The sequence below is a fragment of the Arthrobacter zhaoxinii genome (assembly GCF_025244925.1).
Taxonomy (GTDB): Bacteria; Actinomycetota; Actinomycetes; order Actinomycetales; family Micrococcaceae; genus Arthrobacter_B; species Arthrobacter_B zhaoxinii.
The window spans coordinates 1,822,562-1,841,305 of sequence record NZ_CP104275.1 but is presented as its reverse complement, the minus strand read 5'-3'; the positions used below and the strand labels follow the sequence as shown (position 1 = coordinate 1,841,305).

The 18,744-nt window shown below is 66.9% G+C and carries 14 protein-coding genes; 6 read left to right on the top strand and 8 right to left on the bottom strand.

Annotation, left to right across the window (positions count from 1 at the left end; translation table 11 throughout):
* The first annotated feature begins 5 nt into the window (after positions 1-5).
* On the top strand, positions 6-686 hold the full coding sequence (locus tag N2K95_RS08560; protein WP_260651227.1) for a TetR/AcrR family transcriptional regulator: 681 nt from the start codon (positions 6-8) through the stop codon (positions 684-686).
* 50 nt (positions 687-736) lie between these two features.
* Positions 737-2,842 carry an acyl-CoA dehydrogenase family protein gene (locus tag N2K95_RS08555; protein WP_260651226.1) on the top strand — a complete coding sequence of 702 codons (2,106 nt, stop codon included), beginning with the start codon at positions 737-739 and terminating at the stop codon, positions 2,840-2,842.
* A gap of 512 nt (positions 2,843-3,354) precedes the next feature.
* Here N2K95_RS08555 and glgA read toward each other — a convergent pair.
* Entirely contained in the window at positions 3,355-4,551 is a 1,197-nt protein-coding gene (glgA, locus tag N2K95_RS08550; RefSeq protein ID WP_260651225.1) for a glycogen synthase, read from the bottom strand.
* Positions 4,552-4,629: 78 nt separating this feature from the next.
* Between glgA and glgC the strand changes: the two genes are divergently transcribed.
* Together glgC and N2K95_RS08540 are read left to right on the top strand one after the other, a co-directional pair.
* Complete coding sequence (gene glgC / locus N2K95_RS08545) at positions 4,630-5,874, top strand: glucose-1-phosphate adenylyltransferase (RefSeq protein ID WP_313771004.1); 1,245 nt, start codon at positions 4,630-4,632, stop codon at positions 5,872-5,874.
* A 149-nt stretch (positions 5,875-6,023) separates the two neighbouring features.
* The gene (locus N2K95_RS08540) at positions 6,024-7,460 is read left to right on the top strand and encodes an SDR family oxidoreductase (protein WP_260651224.1); all 1,437 of its coding nucleotides are present in this window, start codon (positions 6,024-6,026) and stop codon (positions 7,458-7,460) included.
* Here N2K95_RS08540 and N2K95_RS08535 read toward each other — a convergent pair.
* Positions 7,439-10,243: a cation-translocating P-type ATPase gene (locus tag N2K95_RS08535; RefSeq protein WP_260651223.1), complete on the bottom strand. Its 2,805-nt coding sequence runs from the start codon at positions 10,241-10,243 to the stop codon at positions 7,439-7,441. The genes N2K95_RS08540 and N2K95_RS08535 overlap by 22 nt on opposite strands.
* Positions 10,244-10,389: 146 nt before the next feature.
* On the opposite strand from N2K95_RS08535, the gene N2K95_RS08530 reads away from it, so the two are divergent.
* Entirely contained in the window at positions 10,390-11,436 is a 1,047-nt protein-coding gene (locus N2K95_RS08530) for a YeiH family protein (protein WP_407080073.1), read from the top strand.
* A 46-nt stretch (positions 11,437-11,482) separates the two neighbouring features.
* The gene (gene pepN / locus N2K95_RS08525) at positions 11,483-14,092 is read left to right on the top strand and encodes an aminopeptidase N (RefSeq protein WP_260651222.1); all 2,610 of its coding nucleotides are present in this window, start codon (positions 11,483-11,485) and stop codon (positions 14,090-14,092) included.
* A gap of 9 nt (positions 14,093-14,101) precedes the next feature.
* On the opposite strand, the gene N2K95_RS08520 is transcribed toward pepN, so the two are convergent.
* From N2K95_RS08520 to N2K95_RS08495, 6 genes are all read right to left on the bottom strand, one after another.
* Complete coding sequence (locus N2K95_RS08520) at positions 14,102-14,440, bottom strand: cupin domain-containing protein (RefSeq protein ID WP_255792068.1); 339 nt, start codon at positions 14,438-14,440, stop codon at positions 14,102-14,104.
* Between the two features lie 61 nt (positions 14,441-14,501).
* Entirely contained in the window at positions 14,502-15,578 is a 1,077-nt protein-coding gene (locus N2K95_RS08515) for a lipoate--protein ligase family protein (RefSeq protein WP_260651221.1), read from the bottom strand.
* Between the two features lie 117 nt (positions 15,579-15,695).
* Positions 15,696-15,953 carry a type B 50S ribosomal protein L31 gene (locus N2K95_RS08510; protein ID WP_146361982.1) on the bottom strand — a complete coding sequence of 86 codons (258 nt, stop codon included), beginning with the start codon at positions 15,951-15,953 and terminating at the stop codon, positions 15,696-15,698.
* A 130-nt stretch (positions 15,954-16,083) separates the two neighbouring features.
* On the bottom strand, positions 16,084-16,983 hold the full coding sequence (locus tag N2K95_RS08505) for a hypothetical protein (RefSeq protein WP_260651220.1): 900 nt from the start codon (positions 16,981-16,983) through the stop codon (positions 16,084-16,086).
* 95 nt (positions 16,984-17,078) lie between these two features.
* Entirely contained in the window at positions 17,079-17,882 is an 804-nt protein-coding gene (locus N2K95_RS08500) for a TrmH family RNA methyltransferase (protein ID WP_260651219.1), read from the bottom strand.
* A gap of 15 nt (positions 17,883-17,897) precedes the next feature.
* A complete protein-coding gene (locus N2K95_RS08495; RefSeq protein WP_255792072.1) occupies positions 17,898-18,686 on the bottom strand; it encodes an ABC transporter ATP-binding protein in 789 nt (262 codons plus the stop codon).
* Positions 18,687-18,744: the final 58 nt, after the last annotated feature.

Here is an 18,744-nt window from a genome sequence, read left to right as displayed (position 1 = left end):
GTATCGTGAACAACGTACTTGAAGATCCTTCCGCGCCGTCCCCGGCTGCGGACGGCCGCGCGCTCCGCTGGGAAGCGCACCGGGCCGAGCGCCGTCGCACCCTGATCAAAACCGCCCGCCGGGCCGTACACACCCTGGGCTGCGCGGCGTCGATGGAAGAGATTGCTGCCGCCTCCGGCACCTCGAAGTCCGTGTTCTACCGCTACTTCGGGGACAAGGCCGGGCTGCAGAAAGCCATGGGGGAAATGGCCGTGGCCCGGATGCAGGAAAAGATCGTGGAAGCGGGCCGCACCGCAGTCTCCGCCCGGTCCGGCCTGCGGGCCATGGTGTCGGCCTACCTGCAGATGGCGGAGACCTCCCCCAACGTCTACCTGTTTGTCACCGGCCAGCTTGGCGACGGCGGGCCGGGACAGATCGACACCGCCCTTTCGTCCTTCTTCGACACCATCACGGCAATGATGGACTCGGCCGTGCGCGACTACCTGGCCGGCCGTGAGGTTCCTCCCCAGGCCAGCGCCACCGCACAGTACTGGCCCACGGCCGCCCTCGGTATGATCCGGGCTGCCGGAGAGCGCTGGATCGCCGCTCCCCCCGGCCCCGGCAAGCCGACCGAGGAACAAATGACCGACCAGCTGACTGCCTGGCTCTTTGACGGCATTGGCTACGACCGGGGCACCCGTCCCTGACCACCGGATTTATCACCTGCTCCCTCCACCGAACACGAGAAGGAAACGCAATGACGCAAACGCTCTCACCCACCGAACGCCAGCTCCCGGCCAGTGCCACGATCAAAGACAACGACGCCGCGGTGGTGGACGTCGAGGCGCTGGGACGTGTCCTGCTCGGCAAATGGGCTGAAAAGCGGCTGGAGGCCCGCAGGATTGCCGGCATGGAAGCCATGCAGACCCCTGCGGGCCTGACCCACACCGAGCACCGCGAACGGGTCATGGACCAGCTGAAGATCCTGGTGGAGAGCAAGTCCGTCCACGGCGCGTTCCCCAAGTACGTGGGCGGCGAAGACAGCCACGGAGCAAACGTCGCGGGCTTCACCGAACTCGTGGTGGCCGATCCGTCCCTGCAGATCAAGGCCGGGGTCCAGTGGGGTCTCTTCGGTTCCGCCGTGATGCACCTGGGCAACCGGGAGCACCACGAAAAGTGGCTGCCCGGCATCATGAGCCTGGAGATTCCGGGCTGCTTCGCGATGACGGAAACCGGCCACGGTTCCGACGTCGCCAGCATCGCCACCACGGCCGAGTACGACCCCGCCACCGAAGAATTCATTATCAACACCCCCTTCCGTGCCGCTTGGAAGGACTACATCGGCAACGGCGCCGTCAACGGCAAGGCCGCCGTCGTCTTCGCCCACCTCATCACCCGGGGCGTGGACCACGGGGTGCACGCGTTCTATGTGGAGCTGCGCGACGACAACGGGTTCCTGCCCGGCATCGGCGGCGAGGATGACGGCATCAAGGGCGGGCTGAACGGCATCGACAACGGCCGGCTGCACTTCTCCAACGTGCGCATCCCCCGCACGAACCTGCTCAACAAGTACGGCGACGTCGCCGCCGACGGCACCTACACTTCGGACATCAGCAGCCCCGGGCGCCGCTTCTTCACCATGATCGGCACCCTGGTGCAGGGCCGCGTTTCGCTCGACGGCGCAGCGGTCAACGCGAGCAAGCTGGCGCTGAAGACGGCCATCCAGTACGGCACCGAACGCCGCCAGTTCAACGGCGCCTCGGACATCAAGGAAGAGGTGCTGATGGACTACCAGCAGCACCAGCGCCGCCTGCTCCCCCTGCTGGCCACCACGTTCGCCGCCACCTTCGCCCACGAGGAACTGCTGCATAAGTTCGACGACGTTTTCTCCGGCGCGCATGACACCGACGCGGACCGCCAGGACCTGGAAACCCTTGCCGCGGGCCTGAAGTCCCTGTCCACCTGGCACGCCCTGGACACGCTGCAGGAATGCCGCGAAGCCACCGGCGGCGCCGGGTTCCTGGCCGAGAACCGGTTCACTGCCCTGCGCGCGGACCTGGATATCTACGCCACGTTCGAGGGCGACAACACGGTGCTGCTGCAGTTGGTTGCCAAGCGCCTGCTGGCTGACTACGCCAAGGAATTCGCCGGTGCGGACTTCGGCGTCCTTGCCCGCTACGTGGTGGGACAGGCCACGGACGTGACCCTGCACCGCACCGGCCTGCGCCGGATTGCGCAGTCCTTCCGTGATTCCGGCTCCGAGAAGAAGTCCGCCATTGCCCTGCGCGATCCGCGCACCCAGCATGACCTGCTGGCCGACCGCGTGGGCACCATGGTGGCCGAGGTGGCAACTGCACTCAAGGAAGCCCGCGGGCTTCCGAAGGACAAGGGTGCGGCGGTGTTCAACGAGAACCAGCACGCCTTGATCGAAGCCGCGCGTGCCCACGCAGAACTGCTCCAGTGGGAGGCCTTCACCCGGGGGCTGGACCGGATTCAGGACGCCGGCACCCGGCAGGTCATGACCTGGGTCCGGGACCTGTTCGGGCTGTGCCTGATCGAGAAGAACCTGGGCTGGTACCTCATGAACGGCCGCCTGTCCGCCCAGCGTGCACGCACTCTGGGTCCGTACATCAACCGACTGCTGGCCAAGCTGCGTCCGCACGCCCTGGACCTGGTGGACTCCTTCGGCTACGGCCAGGAACACCTTCGCGCGAAGATTGCCTCCGGGGCGGAGAAGGCCCGCCAGGACGAAGCCATGGAGTACCAGCGGATGCTGCGCGCCAGCGGGGCCGCTCCGGTGGACGAGAAGATCCTGATTGCCCGCGAGAAGGCTTCGCAGAAGAAGAAGTCCGCCCGGAAGTAGGTTCCCCGGAGTTCCTCCGGGTAGCCGGGGAGCCGGGGAGCCGGGGAGCCGGGTACCGGAACGGCCGAAAGGCGCCGTCGCACGCACTGTGCGGCGGCGCCTTTCTTTGTTCCGGCCGGGGTTTCCGGGCCGGGATCCAGCACAGCGTCCCACGATATGGGGCTTCTGTTGCCTGCTGAGGTCACTTCCGTCACACCAGCACCAAACGGTGGGACCCCGTGCGGCGGGTTTCCGGGGTTGCGAGGCAGCACAGCGTCCCACGATATGGGGCTTCTGTTGCCTCCTGAGGTCACTTCCGTCACACCAGCACCAAACCGTGGGACCCTGTGCAGTAGAGCGGGGAATCCAGCACAGCGTCCCAGTGGGTGGGGGCTGTGTTGCCTTCTGTGGTCCCAGGGGTCACACCAGCACCAAACGGTGGGACCCTGTGCGGCGGAAGCATCCCCCAGCCCGGTTCCGGGCAGCCAAAAGGCGCCGCCGCTTACTGCGGCGGCGCCTTTCGGTTTCAGGTGTTAGGCCAGGACGGACCGGTAGACGTCCAGGGTCGCCTCGGCGATGGACTCCCAGGAGAACTGCTCGGTGGCCCGGACGCGGCCGGCCTCGCCCATCCGCTGGGCCAGGGCCGGATCCGTGACCACGGAGGTCAGCGCCTCGGCGAAGTCCTGGACAAACTTCTCCGGATCCAGCGGAGTGCCGGTGCCGTCGGTGACCTGGTCGATGGGAACCAGCAGGCCGGTGACGCCGGTATCCACCACTTCCGGGATGCCGCCGGTGGCACTGGCGACGACGGCGGTGCCGCAGGCCATTGCCTCGAGGTTCACGATGCCCAGCGGTTCATAGACCGACGGGCAGGCGAACACGGTGGCGATGGAGAGGATCTTGATCAGCTCGGCGCGCGGCAGCATGCGCTCAATAACGACGACGCCGGTGCGGGTACGCCGGAGTTCCTCGATCAGCACGGCGGTTTCCGCAGCAAGTTCGGGGGTGTCCGCCGCGCCGAGGCACAGGACCAGCTGGACTTCCGGCGGCAGCAGCGCCGCAGCCCGGAGCAGGTAGGGCACTCCCTTCTGGCGGGTGTTGCGGCCTACGAAGACCACGCTGGGGCGGTCCGGATCAATGTTGAAGGCGCGGACACCCTCGGGATCGACATCCGGCTGCCACTGCTCCACATCGATGCCGTTGTGGACCACCCGAACCCGGTCCGGGTCCACGTCCGGGTAGCTGCGCAGGATGTCCTGCCGCATGCCTTCGGACACCGCGATGATGGCGGCGGCTGCCTCGTAGGCGGTTTTCTCCACCCAGGAGGAGACAGCATATCCGCCGCCGAGCTGCTCGGCCTTCCACGGACGCAGCGGCTCCAGGCTGTGGGCGCTGAGCACGTGCGGAATGCCGTGCAGCAGGGACCCCAGGTGGCCGGCCATATTGGCATACCAGGTATGCGAATGGACCAGGTCCGCGCCGGCCAGTCCGCCCAGGATTTCAAGGTCCGTCCCGAGGGTCTGCACCGCAGGATTCGCGGACTCCAGTTCCGCCGGCACCGCATAGCTCTTTACTTTGGCTCCGTGGAAATCTTCGGGGCGCGGGGCTCCGAAACAATGCACATGGAGATCTACTTCTCCGGCCAGAACCCGGCTGAGCTCGGCAACGTGAACGCCTGCTCCTCCGTAGATTTCCGGCGGGAATTCCTTCGACACAATATCTACTCGCACTAAACCAACGTAGTGCACCGGGCGACCAGTGATCTAGTCTGAAGTCAGCAGACTTATTTTCGGAAGAGGTTCAAGACAATGGCGCCTAAGAAGGTCCTGGCAGTAGTTCTCGCAGGCGGCGAGGGTAAACGGCTAATGCCGCTCACAGCAGATCGGGCCAAACCGGCCGTTCCCTTTGCCGGGCGTTACCGCCTCATAGACTTCGCACTTTCCAATCTGGTGAACTCCGGGTACCTCCAGATAGTGGTTCTTACCCAGTACAAATCCCACAGCCTTGACCGGCATATCTCCGAGACCTGGCGGCTTTCCACCCAGCTCCAGAACTACGTGGCCTCGGTGCCTGCACAGCAGCGCGTGGGCAAGAGCTGGTTCCTCGGCAGCGCGAACGCCATCTACCAGTCCATGAACCTGATCGAGGACGCACAGCCGGACATCGTTGTCGTCATCGGTGCGGACCATGTGTACCGCATGGACTTCTCCCAGATGGTCGAGGCACACATTGCCTCCGGCGCATCGGTGAGCGTTGCCGCCGTGCGGCAGCCGCTGCACCTGGCGGACCAGTTCGGCGTGATCGAAACCGATCCGGAGAACCCGGAACGCATCGCTGCGTTCGTGGAAAAGCCCGAGACGACCCCCGGGCTGCCCGATGATCCGGGCAGCTTCCTGGCCTCCATGGGCAACTACGTCTTCAACACCGACGCCCTGGTTTCGGCGCTGCAGTGGGACGAGGAACGCCTGGTCACCAAGCACGACATGGGCGGGGACATCATTCCCTACTTCGTGGAACGCGACGACGCCGCCGTGTACGACTTCACCCGGAACATCATTCCCGGGGCCACCGGCAGCGACCACCAGTACTGGCGCGACGTCGGCACCCTGGATTCCTATTACGACGCCAACATGGACCTGATCTCTCCCCTGCCGGCGTTCAACCTGTACAACCTGAAGTGGCCCATCTACACGCGGCAGAGCATCTCCCCGCCCGCCAAGTTCGTCCGCAGCGCCTCCGACCAGGCCGGAACCGCCTTCGATTCGATCGTTTCCGACGGCACGGTGATCTCCGGCGGCAAGGTGACCGGGTCCGTGCTGGCGCAGGACGTCTACGTTGCCTCCAACGCGGAGGTGACCGACTCGGTGCTGATGGACAAGGTGCATGTGGGTGAGGGTGCCGTGGTCCGCCGGGCCATCATCGACAAGAACGTGCGCATCCCTGCCGGTGCGACGGTGGGCGTGGACCGGGAACTGGACCTCAGCCGCGGATTCACCGTGACCGAGTCAGGCCTCACCGTGCTCAGCAAGGGACAGCGCGTCCCGGAAGAGTAAACGCTCAGGGACAGGGGCGCCGGGTGTGAGATATCCCGGCGCCCCTGCCCCCGATACGGGTGCCAGCGGTCTTCTCCGGTATCCTCGGAAGGCGCACACGGTGCGCCTGCACTGTGGATCCTCCGGTGCCGATGAGCGTAAAGGCCCCAATGAGCACCCCTGAACTAAGCCCGGAAGAAATCCAGACCGCCCTGAAGGTCCTGGCTTCCATCCATGTCCTGGATGAAGAAAACCCCGACTACGTCGCGGTCCGGCGGGCCACCGCCAAGATGTTCAAGTCCGTGAAGAAGCACCGGAAGAACGAAAAGCGCTCCGCCGTAGCTGAGGCGGACCGCGCCGTCGTCGCCCTCACTGCCACCGGCGCCGCTGACCGGATCGACGATGAAACCCGCGGCGCCCAGCTCACCAGCGCCGCCCACGGCCCCTCCGCCGGAACGCTGCTGAAGCCGCGCAACTGCTACATCTGCAAGCAGCCGTACACGACGGTGGATGCCTTCTACCACCAGCTCTGCCCCGAATGTGCAGGCTTCAGCCACACCAAGCGCGATGCCCGGACGGATCTGACCGGCAAACGCGCGCTGCTGACCGGCGGACGGGCCAAGATCGGCATGTACATTGCCCTGCGGCTGCTGCGCGACGGAGCGCACACCACCATCACCACCCGCTTCCCGAAGGATGCCGCACGCCGTTTCGCCGCGATGGAGGACTCCGCAGACTGGCTGCACCGGCTGCGTATTGTCGGCATTGACCTGCGCGACCCTGCCCAGGTCATTTCGCTGGCCGAGTCCGTGGCAGAGGCCGGTCCCCTCGACATCCTGATCAACAACGCGGCCCAGACGGTCCGGCGTTCCTCCAACGCCTACCGTCCGCTGACCGACGCCGAACTGGCACCGCTGCCGGACGGGCCCATGCCCGAACTGGTGACCTTCGGACACACCTATGACGCCCACCCGACCGCGCTGGCCGGATCCGTCGCCGCCCACCCGGTGCTGGCGGCCGACGCCGTCACGGCGCTGGCGCTGACGGCCGGGTCCTCCTCGCTGGCCCGGCTCGAAGCCGGCACCGCGATCGACGCCGGCGGACTGGTGCCGGACATCGCTCCGGTCAACAGCTGGACGCAGGTGGTGGACCAGGTGGATCCGCTGGAGATGCTGGAGGTGCAGCTGTGCAACGTCACGGCGCCGTTCCTGCTGGTCAACCGGCTTCGCCCGGCGATGGCGGCCTCGTCGGCGCGGCGGAAATACATCGTGAACGTGTCCGCCATGGAGGGCCAGTTCTCGCGCCGCTACAAGGGCCCCGGACATCCGCACACGAACATGGCCAAGGCCGCGCTGAACATGCTGACCCGCACCAGTGCGGAGGAAATGCTGGAAACGGACGGGATCCTGATGACCGCCGTGGACACCGGCTGGATCACCGACGAGCGTCCCCACCCCACCAAGGTGCGCCTGGCGGAGGAAGGCTTCCACGCCCCGCTGGACCTGGTGGACGGCGCAGCCCGGGTCTATGACCCGATTGTGATGGGGGAAAGCGGCGAAGACCAGTACGGCGTCTTCCTCAAGGACTACAAGCCCTCCCCCTGGTAAGAAGCTGACGGCCGTCCGGCGCGGGCCTTCCCGGCAGCCGGCCGGCGGCGGGCGGCCAGCCGCTGTACGGCCTTGCCGATCTCGGAGATGACCAGCACGGTGGCACCGACGGCGAAGCACAGCAGCCACTGCCCCGAGGTGAGCGGCACGGTGTCGAAGAGTCCGCCGAAGATACTCAGCTGCACCACCAGGATCTGCAGCACCACCACTGCGACCAGGGAAACCCAGATGGCTCGATTGGTGAAGGTCCGCAGGGTGAAGACACTGCCGGTTTCGGAGCGCACGTTCAGCAGGTTGAACACCTGGTAGAACACGAAGGTGGTAAAAGCCATCGTGGTGGCGAAGTTGGTGCTGCCGGCACTTTCGGGGAACCACCGCGGTGCATTCACCAGGACGGTGCAGGTGCCCACCGCCATCACGATGCCGAGCATTGTCAGCACGGCGATCCGCCGGCCCGTCAGCAGGGGTTCGGCGGCCGGCCGGGGCGGGCGTTTCATCACCTCCGGATCGGTCCGGTCCACGCCCAGGGCGAGGGCGGGCGGACCGTCCATGATGATGTTCACCCAGAGGATCTGCAGTGCAGTGAAGGGCGCTCCGCCGGCGAAGCCGAAGGTCGCTGCTGCAAGGAAGATCAGCACGAAGCCCCAGGCCGTGGTCAGCTGGAACCGGACGAATTTCAGGATGTTGTCATAGATGCCGCGGCCTTCTTCGACGGCGGCCACAATGGTGGCGAAATTGTCATCCGTGAGGATCATCTTGGCCGCGCCCTTGGACACGTCGGTGCCCGTGATGCCCATGGCAATCCCGATGTCGGCGCGTTTGAGCGCCGGAGCGTCATTCACGCCGTCGCCGGTCATGGCCACGATGTAGCCGTCCGCCTGAAGCGCCTCCACAATCCGGATCTTGTGCTCGGGCGAAACGCGGGCCAGCACTCCCAGATGCGGCGCCTCGGCCCGCAGCTCGTCATCGTCCATGGCGTCCAGTGCCGTGCCCGCGGCTGCCCGGCCCTCGATGCCGAGGTCCCGGGCAATGGCCGACGCCGTGACCAGATGGTCTCCGGTGATCATATGCACGTCGATTCCGGCCGCCCGCGCCTTGGCGATGGCTTCTCCGGCCTCCTGCCGGGGCGGATCCAGGATCCCGACGACGGCGTACAGCACCAGGTTGGCGGCCTCGGCAAACAGCGCCTCCGGGCTGGACGGCAGCGGTGCATCGAGCACCCGACCCGCCACGGCCATGGTCCGCAGGCCGGCGTTGGCCAGGGACTCCACGTCGCGGGAGATGCGCGCGCGTTCTTCGGGGTCCAGCGGGACCAGACCGTCCGGGGTCTGCAGGAACGCTGTCCGGTCCAGGACCACGCCGGGCGCCCCCTTGACGTTGCAGTGGACGGCGGCCCCGGCGTCGCGGTTGAACGTGGCCATGAACTTGTAGTCGGAATCGAACGGAACTTCGGCGATGCGCCGGTGGGTGGCGCGGGCGCCGGCGACGTCGATCCCGCCCTTTTCCGCCAGGACCACCAGGGAGCCCTCGGTCGGGTCGCCGGTCAGCCTGCCGTCCTCGACCGAGGCATCGTTGCACAGCGCCATGGCCATATACCCCTCCGGGGGCAAGGGAGTGGACTGTCCGTCCGGGCTGAGGATCTTCCCGTCGGTGGAATAGCCGTTTCCGGTCACCCGGAAGCGGCGGCCCGACGGAGAGTACAGCCGGCGTACCGTCATTTCGTTCAGCGTGAGGGTGCCGGTCTTGTCGGTGCAGATCTGCGAGGTGCTGCCCAGGGTTTCCACCGCTGCCAGCTGCTTGATGATGGCGCCGCGGGCAGCGAGCCGGGACGCGCCCATGGCCAGGGTGAAGGCGACGACGGCGGTCAGGCCCTCCGGGATGGTCGCCACGGCCAGCGAGACGGCGGTCAGGAACAGGTCCTCCCAGCTGTCCCCGCGCAGCAGCCCCAGCACGAAGACGAGGGCAACGACGGCGAGGGCGATGTAGGTCAGGACCCGGGCCAGCTGGTCGATGCTGCGCTGCAGGGTGGTCTTTTCCTCCGTGGTGCTGCCCAGGAGGTGCGCGATGGTGCCGATCTGGGTGTTCATGCCGGTTCCGGTCACCAGCAGGACGGCACGGCCGCGCGTCACGTCGGTGTCCATAAAGAGCAGGTTGGTGCGGTCCGCGACCGGCAGCTGCGGATCCGACAGCGGGGCGGTGATCTTATTGGTGGGCTTGGACTCGCCGGTGAGCGCCGCCTCGGCTACCTGCAGGCGGACGGCCTCCAGCAGCCGTCCGTCCGCCGGTACGCTGTCCCCCGCCTCAAGGAGCACGACGTCGCCGGGCACCAGCTCGGTCCGTTCCGCCGTCACCGCGTTGCCGGACCGCAGCACCCGGCAGCTGTCCACCGACGCGTTGCGCAGGGCTTCCAGGCTGTTCTCTGCCCGTCGCTCCTGCACATAGTTCAGGGTGGTGTTGAGGATGATGACCAGCAGGATCACCACCGGGGTTTCCCACTCGCGGGAGACCACGGCACTGACAACCGCGGCGATGATCAGGACGATGGTCAGCCGGTCCGAGAGCAGGGCCAGGATCTTCCGCCAGGCAGGTGTTCTTTTTCCCTCCGCAAGAGAGTTGGGGCCGTAACGCTCCACCCGGTCCCTCACCTCGCCGGCGTCCAGCCCGGTCTCCGGGTTCGTCTCCAGCGCCGAAGCCACTTCTTCCGCGGGGAACAACCACGGGGAAGAGATCTGCTGCTGCACGGAAGGGCCGGAGACGCTTCCATTATTGCCTTGCGAACTCATGGGTGCTTCCCGGTTCCTTGAGGATGGTGCCCCAATGCTAGCAACGGACGGGCGGCCCGCAGTACGGCAACCGGATCTACGGCGTCCGGCGGCAGTGAAAGACGGGCCGCTTTGGATAACTGCCGCGACTGCGGCAGGGTGTAGACGTGCCAGATTCCCCCGCTTGCTCCTCCCCCGGGCCGTCCTCCCGGCCCGTCCGCCTGCGCGGCACTGTTCCGGGGCTGCTGGCCGCGGCGGCCGCCGTCGTCGTGTCCTACCTGCTGCATCTGCTCCTGCCCGCAGTACCTGTCCTGACGGCCGCGGTTGTCCTGGGCCTGCTGGCAGCGAACCTGCCCGGCACCGCGGCCCGGACGGCGGGCGCCTGGAAACCGGGCCTTGCCCTGGCTGCGCGCAAGTTCCTGCGCCTCGGAATCGTCCTGCTGGGGCTGAAGGTCTCCCTGGTCGACATTGCGGGACTGGGCTGGACGGCACTGCTGCTGATCGTGGCGCTGGTGCTGGCGGCGTTCGCGGGGACCTACGCCATCTGCCGGCTGTTCCGCCTCCCGGGTGACGAACCGGTGCTGATCGCTGCGGGATTCTCCATCTGCGGGGTGTCGGCCGTCGGCGCGATGGCCGCCGTCCGCAGGACCCGCACCGAAGACACGGTGGTCCCGGCAGCCCTCGTGACGCTTTGCGGCACCCTGGCCATTGCTGCGCTGCCGGTGGCCGGAGGGCTCCTGAACCTGCCTCCGGAGGTTTTCGGCTCCTGGGCCGGAGCGTCGGTGCACGACGTCGGCCAGGTAGTGGCCACGGCGCAGACCGCAGGAACCGCGGCGCTGGCCGCCGCCGTCGTCGTGAAGCTGGCACGCGTAGTGCTCCTGGCGCCGATGACCGCAGCAGCAGGGCTGCTGGCCCGCCGCGCCGAGGCGAATGGTTCCGCAGCCGGCAAGCGGCCGCCCCTGGTCCCCCTGTTCGTCCTGGGCTTCCTCGCACTGATCCTGGTCCGCACCTGGGGTGTGCTGCCCGACGCGGCGCTGGACGCCGCCGCAGTACTGCAGGAACTCCTCTTTGCCGCCGCCCTGTTTGCGCTGGGCGCCGGCGTCCGGGTCCGGATGCTCCTCGCCTCGGGCGTCCGCGCCGCGGCAGCCGCCTTGACCTCATGGGTGCTGATCTCGTGCCTGGGGCTGGCAGTGGCGGTGCTGCTGGCCGGATAGGCTGCCGGGGCCGCCCGGGACCGTGAAGAAGTGATTGAATGAACAGGTGCCTAACCAGAACCTGAGTCGTGATGAAGCCGCTCTGCGCTCCCGCCTGCTGTCCGTGACCTCCTATGATGTCCATCTGGACCTGGGGAACGCCGAGGACCCCGGTGCCAGGGGCTTCCGGACCCGCAGCACGATTGCCTTCAGCTGCTCGGAGCCGGGGGCGGAAACGTTCCTGGACTTCATCCACGACGGGGTCTCCTCCGTTGTCCTGAACGGCACCGAACTGGACCTGGCCGAGGCCGTGGACGAATCCCGGATCCACCTGCCCGGTCTGCAGGCAGAGAACACCGTCACCGTGGACGGCACTGCCCTCTACAGCCGCAGTGGCGAAGGCCTGCACCGGTTCCGCGACCCTGCGGACGGGCGTACCTACCTTTACACGCAGTACGAACCCGCTGACGCGCGCCGTGTCTTTGCGGACTTTGAACAGCCGGACCTGAAGGCCGCCTTTCACTTCAGCGTGACGGCGCCGAGCGGATGGGAAGTGGCGTCCAACGGTGCCGAAACGCAGCGGACGCCGCTGGGCGACGGCACGCTCAGCCGCTGGGACTTCGCCCCCACGCAGCGCATCTCCACCTACATCACCTCGGTGCTGGCCGGTCCCTACCACCGGGCCGACGACGAGTGGTCCCGCCGGCTGGAGGACGGTTCGGAGCTGCGGGTTCCCCTGGCCGCCTACTGCCGCTCCTCCCTGGCCGAGTACTTCGACCCGGAGAACATCTTCGGCGTGACCAAGCGCGGGCTGGACTACTTCCACGAACTCTTTGACTTCCCGTACCCCTTCGGCAAGTACGACTCCGCCTTTGTCCCGGAGTACAACCTGGGCGCCATGGAAAACCCCGGCCTGGTGACGTTCACCGAAGCGTACGTCTTCCGGTCCCGGGCCACCGAGGCGCAGTACGAGGCCCGGGCCAACACCATCCTGCACGAGATGGCACACATGTGGTTCGGGGACCTGGTCACCATGAAATGGTGGGACGACCTGTGGCTCAAGGAATCCTTCGCCGACTTCATGGGCGCCCTCGCCGTGGACCGCGCCACGGACTTCACCAACTCCTGGGTCAGCTTCGCCAACCGGCGCAAGGCGTGGGCCTACGTCCAGGACCAGCTGCCCACCACACACCCCATCGTTGCGGACATCCCCAACCTGGAAGCGGCAAAACAGAACTTTGACGGGATCACCTACGCCAAGGGTGCCTCCGTGCTGAAGCAGCTCGTGGCCTACGTCGGGTTCGATACCTTCATCGAAGCAGCCCGGGGATACTTCCGGGCCCATGCCTTTGGCAACACCACCCTCGCGGATCTCCTTGCCGCCCTCGAAACGGCGTCCGGCCGGGACATGGCCCTGTGGTCCGGCCGGTGGCTGCAGACCGCCGGCGTTCCGGTCCTGGTTCCGGAGACGGAAACCGACGACGCCGGCGCCTACACTTCCGTGGTCATCCGCCAGAACGCTCCGGATCCGGTCAGCGGCGAACAGGTCCCCCGTCCGCACCGCCTCCGCATCGGCCTCTACGATTTCGACGCCGCCGGCGCGCTGACCCGCACCGACAGCGTGGAACTGGACGTTGACGGTTCCCGGACCGAGGTACCTGACCTGATCGGCCGGCAGCGTCCGGCCCTGCTGCTGCTCAATGACGAGGACCTGACCTACGCCAAGATCCGTTTCGACGACGCGTCGCTGGCCACGCTGCTGGAGTCCCTCCACCGGCTGAGTGATCCCCTCGCCCGGGCCATCACCCTGTCGGCACTGTGGAACAGTGTCCGCGACGGAGTCCTGAGCGCCAAGGACTATGTGCGCCTGGTCCAGCGCGTCACGCCCGTGGAAAGCGGTGCCGGCGTGCTGCAGGTGCTGCTGGACAATGCCCTCAGCGCCATTGAGTACTACGCACCGGCACCGCTCCGCGGCGGCCTGCGCGAGGAGTTCTCCGCGCATATCGTCGAGGAACTGAAGGCAGCGGCGCCCGGCAGCGACCGGCAGATCATCTGGGCGCGGGCCGCCGCCGGAGCCGGACGGCGCACCGGCACCCACAACGAACTTCTGCGCGGCCTCCTGGACGGCAGTGCGGGGATCGACGGCCTGGCCGTCGATTCGGACCTTCGCTGGCGCCTCTGGGTCGCGCTGGCGGCAACGGGCTCGGCCACCCGCGCGGAACTGGATGCGGAACTGGCACGCGACACCACGGCGTCGGGACGGGTGGGCCACACCACCGCCGCCGCAGCATTCCCCGATCCGGACGTCAAGGCCGCGGCCTGGCAGGCTTCGGTGCACTCCGATGCGCTCTCCAACGAGCTGCTTTCGGCCACGATTACCGGCTTTAACCTCGGCAGCCACGAGTTGCTGGACGGATACCTGGAGGACTATTTCGCGTCCCTCACCGAGGTCTGGTCCGGGCGCAGCATCGAGCTGGCCTCCCGTGTGGTCGGCGGGCTCTACCCGGGACACCAGGATGCGGTGCAGGGCCTGGTGCCGGCGGATCATCCCGTGGTGCAGAAGTCGGTGGAATGGCTGGAACTGCACCGCGGGGCTCCGGCGGCGCTGCGGCGGATCATCATTGAACAGCAGGACCAGCTGCTCCGGTCCCTGCGCGTCCAGGCGGCAGCCCTGTAGGTCCGCCGGTCAGGCCAGCTGCAGCTTGGCCACGGTGAGGAGGATGGCCGAGTCTTCCAGCGCTTCGACGGAGTGCCGGGCCTGCGGAACAATCAGCAGGTCCCCGACGGAGCCGTCCCAGGTGTTGCCCTCTGCCGACAGGGCCACACGGCCCTTGAGGACAAAGACAGTGGCCTCGCCGGGATTTTCATGCTCGTCCATCACGAACCCGGCCCGAAGGGCGATCACTGTCTGCCGCAGCACGTGCTCGTGGCCGCCGTAGACGGTCGACGCGCTGCGTCCGCTGGCCGCCTGCCGAGAGGTTTCCAGATGTTGGCGGGCAAGGGCGGTCAGCGACTTTTTCTCCATGTCCGCAGTGTAGGCCTACGGACCGCCGCCGGGGTAGCTCGGCGGTCCGGAGGCCGGGGGCTTAGGGTACGCGCTTCAGCCACTCAGGGGTGTCAAACTTTTCCGCGACTTTCTGCTCCGCAAGGGCCAGCTCCTCGTCGCTGATGCCGGCCGGCACGGCGCCGTACCGTGTGGCGAAGGTGTCCATCATGGTGGCAATGATGTCCTCGCGCGAGAGGCCGGTCTGCCGTTTGAGCGGGTCCACCCGTTTCTTGGCGCTGGTGGTGCCCTTATCCGAGAGCTTTTCCTTGCCGATCCGCAGCACCTCCACCATCTTGTCGGCGTCGATGTTGTAGGACATGGTGACGTGGTGCAGCATCCCGCCGCTGCTGAACCGCTTCTGGGCGGCACCGCCGATCTTGCCCTGGTCGGTAGCCATGTCGTTCAGCGGAACGTACCAGGCGGAAATGCCGAGCTTCTTCAAGGACTCCATTACCCAGGCATCCAGGAAGGGGTAGGAATCCGCGAAGCTCAGCCCGTCCACCAGGGACTGGGGAACGTAGAGGGAGTAGGTGATGGCGTTGCCGTGTTCCATGAACATGGCACCGCCACCGGTGATGCGGCGGACCACGGTGACCCCGTGCCGCCGGGCCCCTTCGGGATCGACTTCGTTCTTCAGCGACTGGAAGCTCCCGATCACCACGGACGGCGACTCCCATTCCCAGAACCGGAGCGTTGGATTGCGCTTGCCGGCACCGACTTCCTCCGCCAGGACCTCGTCCATCGCCACGTGCATGTGCGTGGAGAGCGGGGTGGGCGGGATGATTTCCCACTGGTGGTCGCCCCAACCGGTGGCCTTGCCCAGGGCGCGGCGCACGGTGGTGGCTACGGCCTCGGGCGAGAAACCGAAGAGGACCGCATCCGGCGACAGCCCGGAACGGACCGCTGCGGCAATGTCACCGAACGACGTCTCGGCAGGCAGCCCTTCAAGCGCGGCGTTGATGTCCCCGAGCGCTTCATCCGGTTCCAGGAAGAAGTCGCCGCCGAGGGAGACATCGGCCAGCCGGCCGTCACGGACATCCAGGTCCACGACAACCAGTTTGCCGCCGGGAACTTTGTATTCGCCGTGCCGGCGTCCGCTGTTGTCTGCGCTTGCCATCATGACTCCTCTGATCCGAACCGGTGCCGGGACTCCGATGGTCCCCTTACAGGGAAAGGCCCGCCGGGCTGATGCCGGCGGACCTTTCTCCAAGTACTGCTGTGTATTTCTGAACTGCTACTTCTTGGCGCCGAAGCCCTTGAAGCGGGCGTTGAAGCGCTCCACGCGGCCGGCGGAGTCCATGATGCGCTGCTTGCCCGTGTAGAACGGGTGCGATGCGGAGGAGATTTCCACCTCGATGAGCGGGTAGGTGTTTCCGTCTTCCCACTCGATCGTCTTGGAGGAGGTGGCGGTGGAGGCCGTCAGGAAAGCGGTGTCGGACGCGAGGTCACGGAAGACAACCGGAGCATACTTGGGGTGGATATCAGACTTCACAGTTTTACCTTCTTTTGGTGCCTGGATTTTGCCAGGCACAGTGTGGTTGAAAGCTTTATCGGCCGTACATTCGGCCAGCAACCCATACTAGCGCATTTCGTTCCCCGGCAGGAAACGGTCCGGCGCGTGTTTACGGGCGGGTTCCCCACTGCGCATTGACCGCGGTGATGGTCGAGGTGATCCCCTGGTTCAGCCCGGAGATCTCGATCCGGACGGGCCGGTAGTAGTCGTCCAGATAGAGCGAGAACGAACCCGCCGGCAGCACAGCGGATGAGTCCGGTTCCTGTCCGCTCACCGGTCCGGTGTCCGCGGTGTCAAAGCTGCCGCTGATCTGTGTGTATGCCTCCCCCTCCAGGACCGCCCCGTACCGAACCGCCACCTCTGCCGCCGGTGCGAGCAGTGCGGCGAGTTTTTCCGGCCGCACCGTCAACTCGGCGGCGTCGGCGAGGACCGCGGCATAGGCCGCTTCGGCCGAGCCTTTCGGATCCGCGGAAATGTCCTTGCCGTTTTTCCGCAGCACCCGCTTTCCATCCCGGATGTTCACGGCCAGGTCCTCATCCATGCCCTGCAGGGTCATGGCGAAACCCGGAGCGGTGGCGAACCGGACGCTGTAGGTGCCGGCGGGAAGCCAGCTGGTTTCGGTCTGCAGGGTCTGGATGCCTCCCTCCCCTGCGGCCATGGCCGCGGAGACGCAGGCCCCCGCTTCTGCACCTGACATCGGCTCCGGATCCCGGCGAAGCAGCCATTGGCAGGAGTCCTGGACCGGCTGCGGCATCCCGGTCTGGCTGCCCGTGACGCCCACACGCGGTGGAGCGGCCGGTTCGGAAACGGGCGGCGACGGCGGCGGCGAGGGAACGGCGCTGCGGGACGGTGCTGTCGGAACGGTCCGGGTACCGGATGGCGACGCCGACGCGGAGGCCTCCCGTTCCTGCAGCTGCTGCGCGGTGGGACCGCAGGCCGAAACGGTCAGCAGCAATCCCGTGCACAGCGCCAGGAGCTTTCCTGGCCGGGTCCTTGCACGGGATTCCATGGCAGCTCCGCTGGCATCCTCAAAGGGGTGGGTGACTGGCCACAGTCTGGCACCCGGGCGGCTGCAGGGTAAGGGCAGCGGGCTGCCCGGGCGCTTTAGGGGCGGCACTCCCAGAAAGCCACGGCGCTGGCGGCAGCCACGTTCAGCGAATCGACGCCGCCGCTCATCGGGATACGTACGGCCAGATCGACGCCGGCAAGGGTGGTTTCGGCCAGGCCGTCGCCTTCGGTGCCAAGGACGAGGGCAAGGCGCTCGTCGCGGCGGGCGCTGAGTTCATCCAGGGTCAGGGAATCCTCGCGCAGGGCCAGGGCAGCAGTCACGAAGCCGGCGTCCCGCAGCTGCTCCAGCTGCCCGGGCCAGTCCGTCAGGCGCACCCAGGGAACCTGGAACACGGTACCCATGCTCACCCGGATGGCGCGGCGGTACAGCGGATCCGCGCACCGCGGTGTGACGAGGACGGCATCCACCTGCAGGGCCGCGGCCGAGCGGAAGATGGCGCCGATATTGGTGTGGTCCACGATGTCTTCGAGCACGGCGATGCGGCGGGACGAGGCCAGCAGCCGGGACAAATCCAGCGGGGCGGGCCGCTCCATGGCCGCCAGGGCGCCGCGGTGCAGGTGGAAACCGGTGATTTCCTCGAGCACCTCGGCGGTGCCTACAAAAGCGGGCACCTCCGGAAAACGGTCCAGGATGTCCTGCAGGTCCGGAAGCCACTTCTCGGCCAGGAAGAAGGACCGCGGACGGTGGCCGGCGTCGACGGCGCGGCGCAGGACCTTGGAGGATTCGGCAATGTACATGCCCTCCTCCGGCTCGCGGCGCTTCCTCAGGGATGTGTCCGTAAGGGAGGTGTAGTCGGAAACGCGCGGATCGTCGGCAGACTGCAGGTACTGGAGGTTCACCCGGGGACCGCTCGCCTAGCTGCGCCGGGCGGTGGCTGAATACCGGCCGCCCTCGCGGCGCAGCTCCAGCGGCAGGTCAAAGGCAGTGCTCAGGTGTTCTTCGGTGAAGACCTCTTCGATGGGACCGGACGCCACCACGCCGCCGTCGCGCAGCAGCAGGGCGTGCGTGAAGCCGGTGGGAACCTCTTCGAGGTGATGGGTGACCAGCACCATGGCCGGCGCTTCCTCGTCACGGGCCAGCTCGCCGAGGCGGAAGAGCAGGTCCTCGCGCCCGGCAAGGTCCAGGCCGGCGGCCGGCTCATCCAGCAGCAGCAGCTCCGGGTCCGTCATCAGGGCACGCGCAATCTGCACCCGCTTGCGCTCACCCTCACTGAGCGAGGAGAAGCGGCGGTTCATGAAAGTGGACATGCCCCACTCGTGCAGAAGATTAAAGGCACGGCGTTCGTCGAGCTTTTCGTACTTCTCCCGCCAGCGGCCGGTCATCCCGTAGGACGCCGTGACCACCACGTTGAGGACAGTCTCGTCGTCGGGGATCTGCCCGGCAAGTGCAGCGGAGGCCAGGCCGATACGGGGGCGCAGTTCAAAAACGTCCACTGCGCCGAGGACTTCCTCCAGGATTCCCGCTACGCCGCGGGTGGGGTGCATCCGTCCGCCGGCAATCTGCAGCAGCGTGGTCTTTCCGGCGCCGTTGGGGCCCATAACCACCCAACGCTCCCCCTCCTTGACCTGCCAGTTAACGCCGTCCAACAGGGTCTTGCCGCCGCGCACAACGCTGACGCCGGCAAATTCAAGAACATCACTCATAGCACTAGACATTAGGCTAAGGAAAGGGGCATTGGCGAAACGATACGCCGTAGCGGCC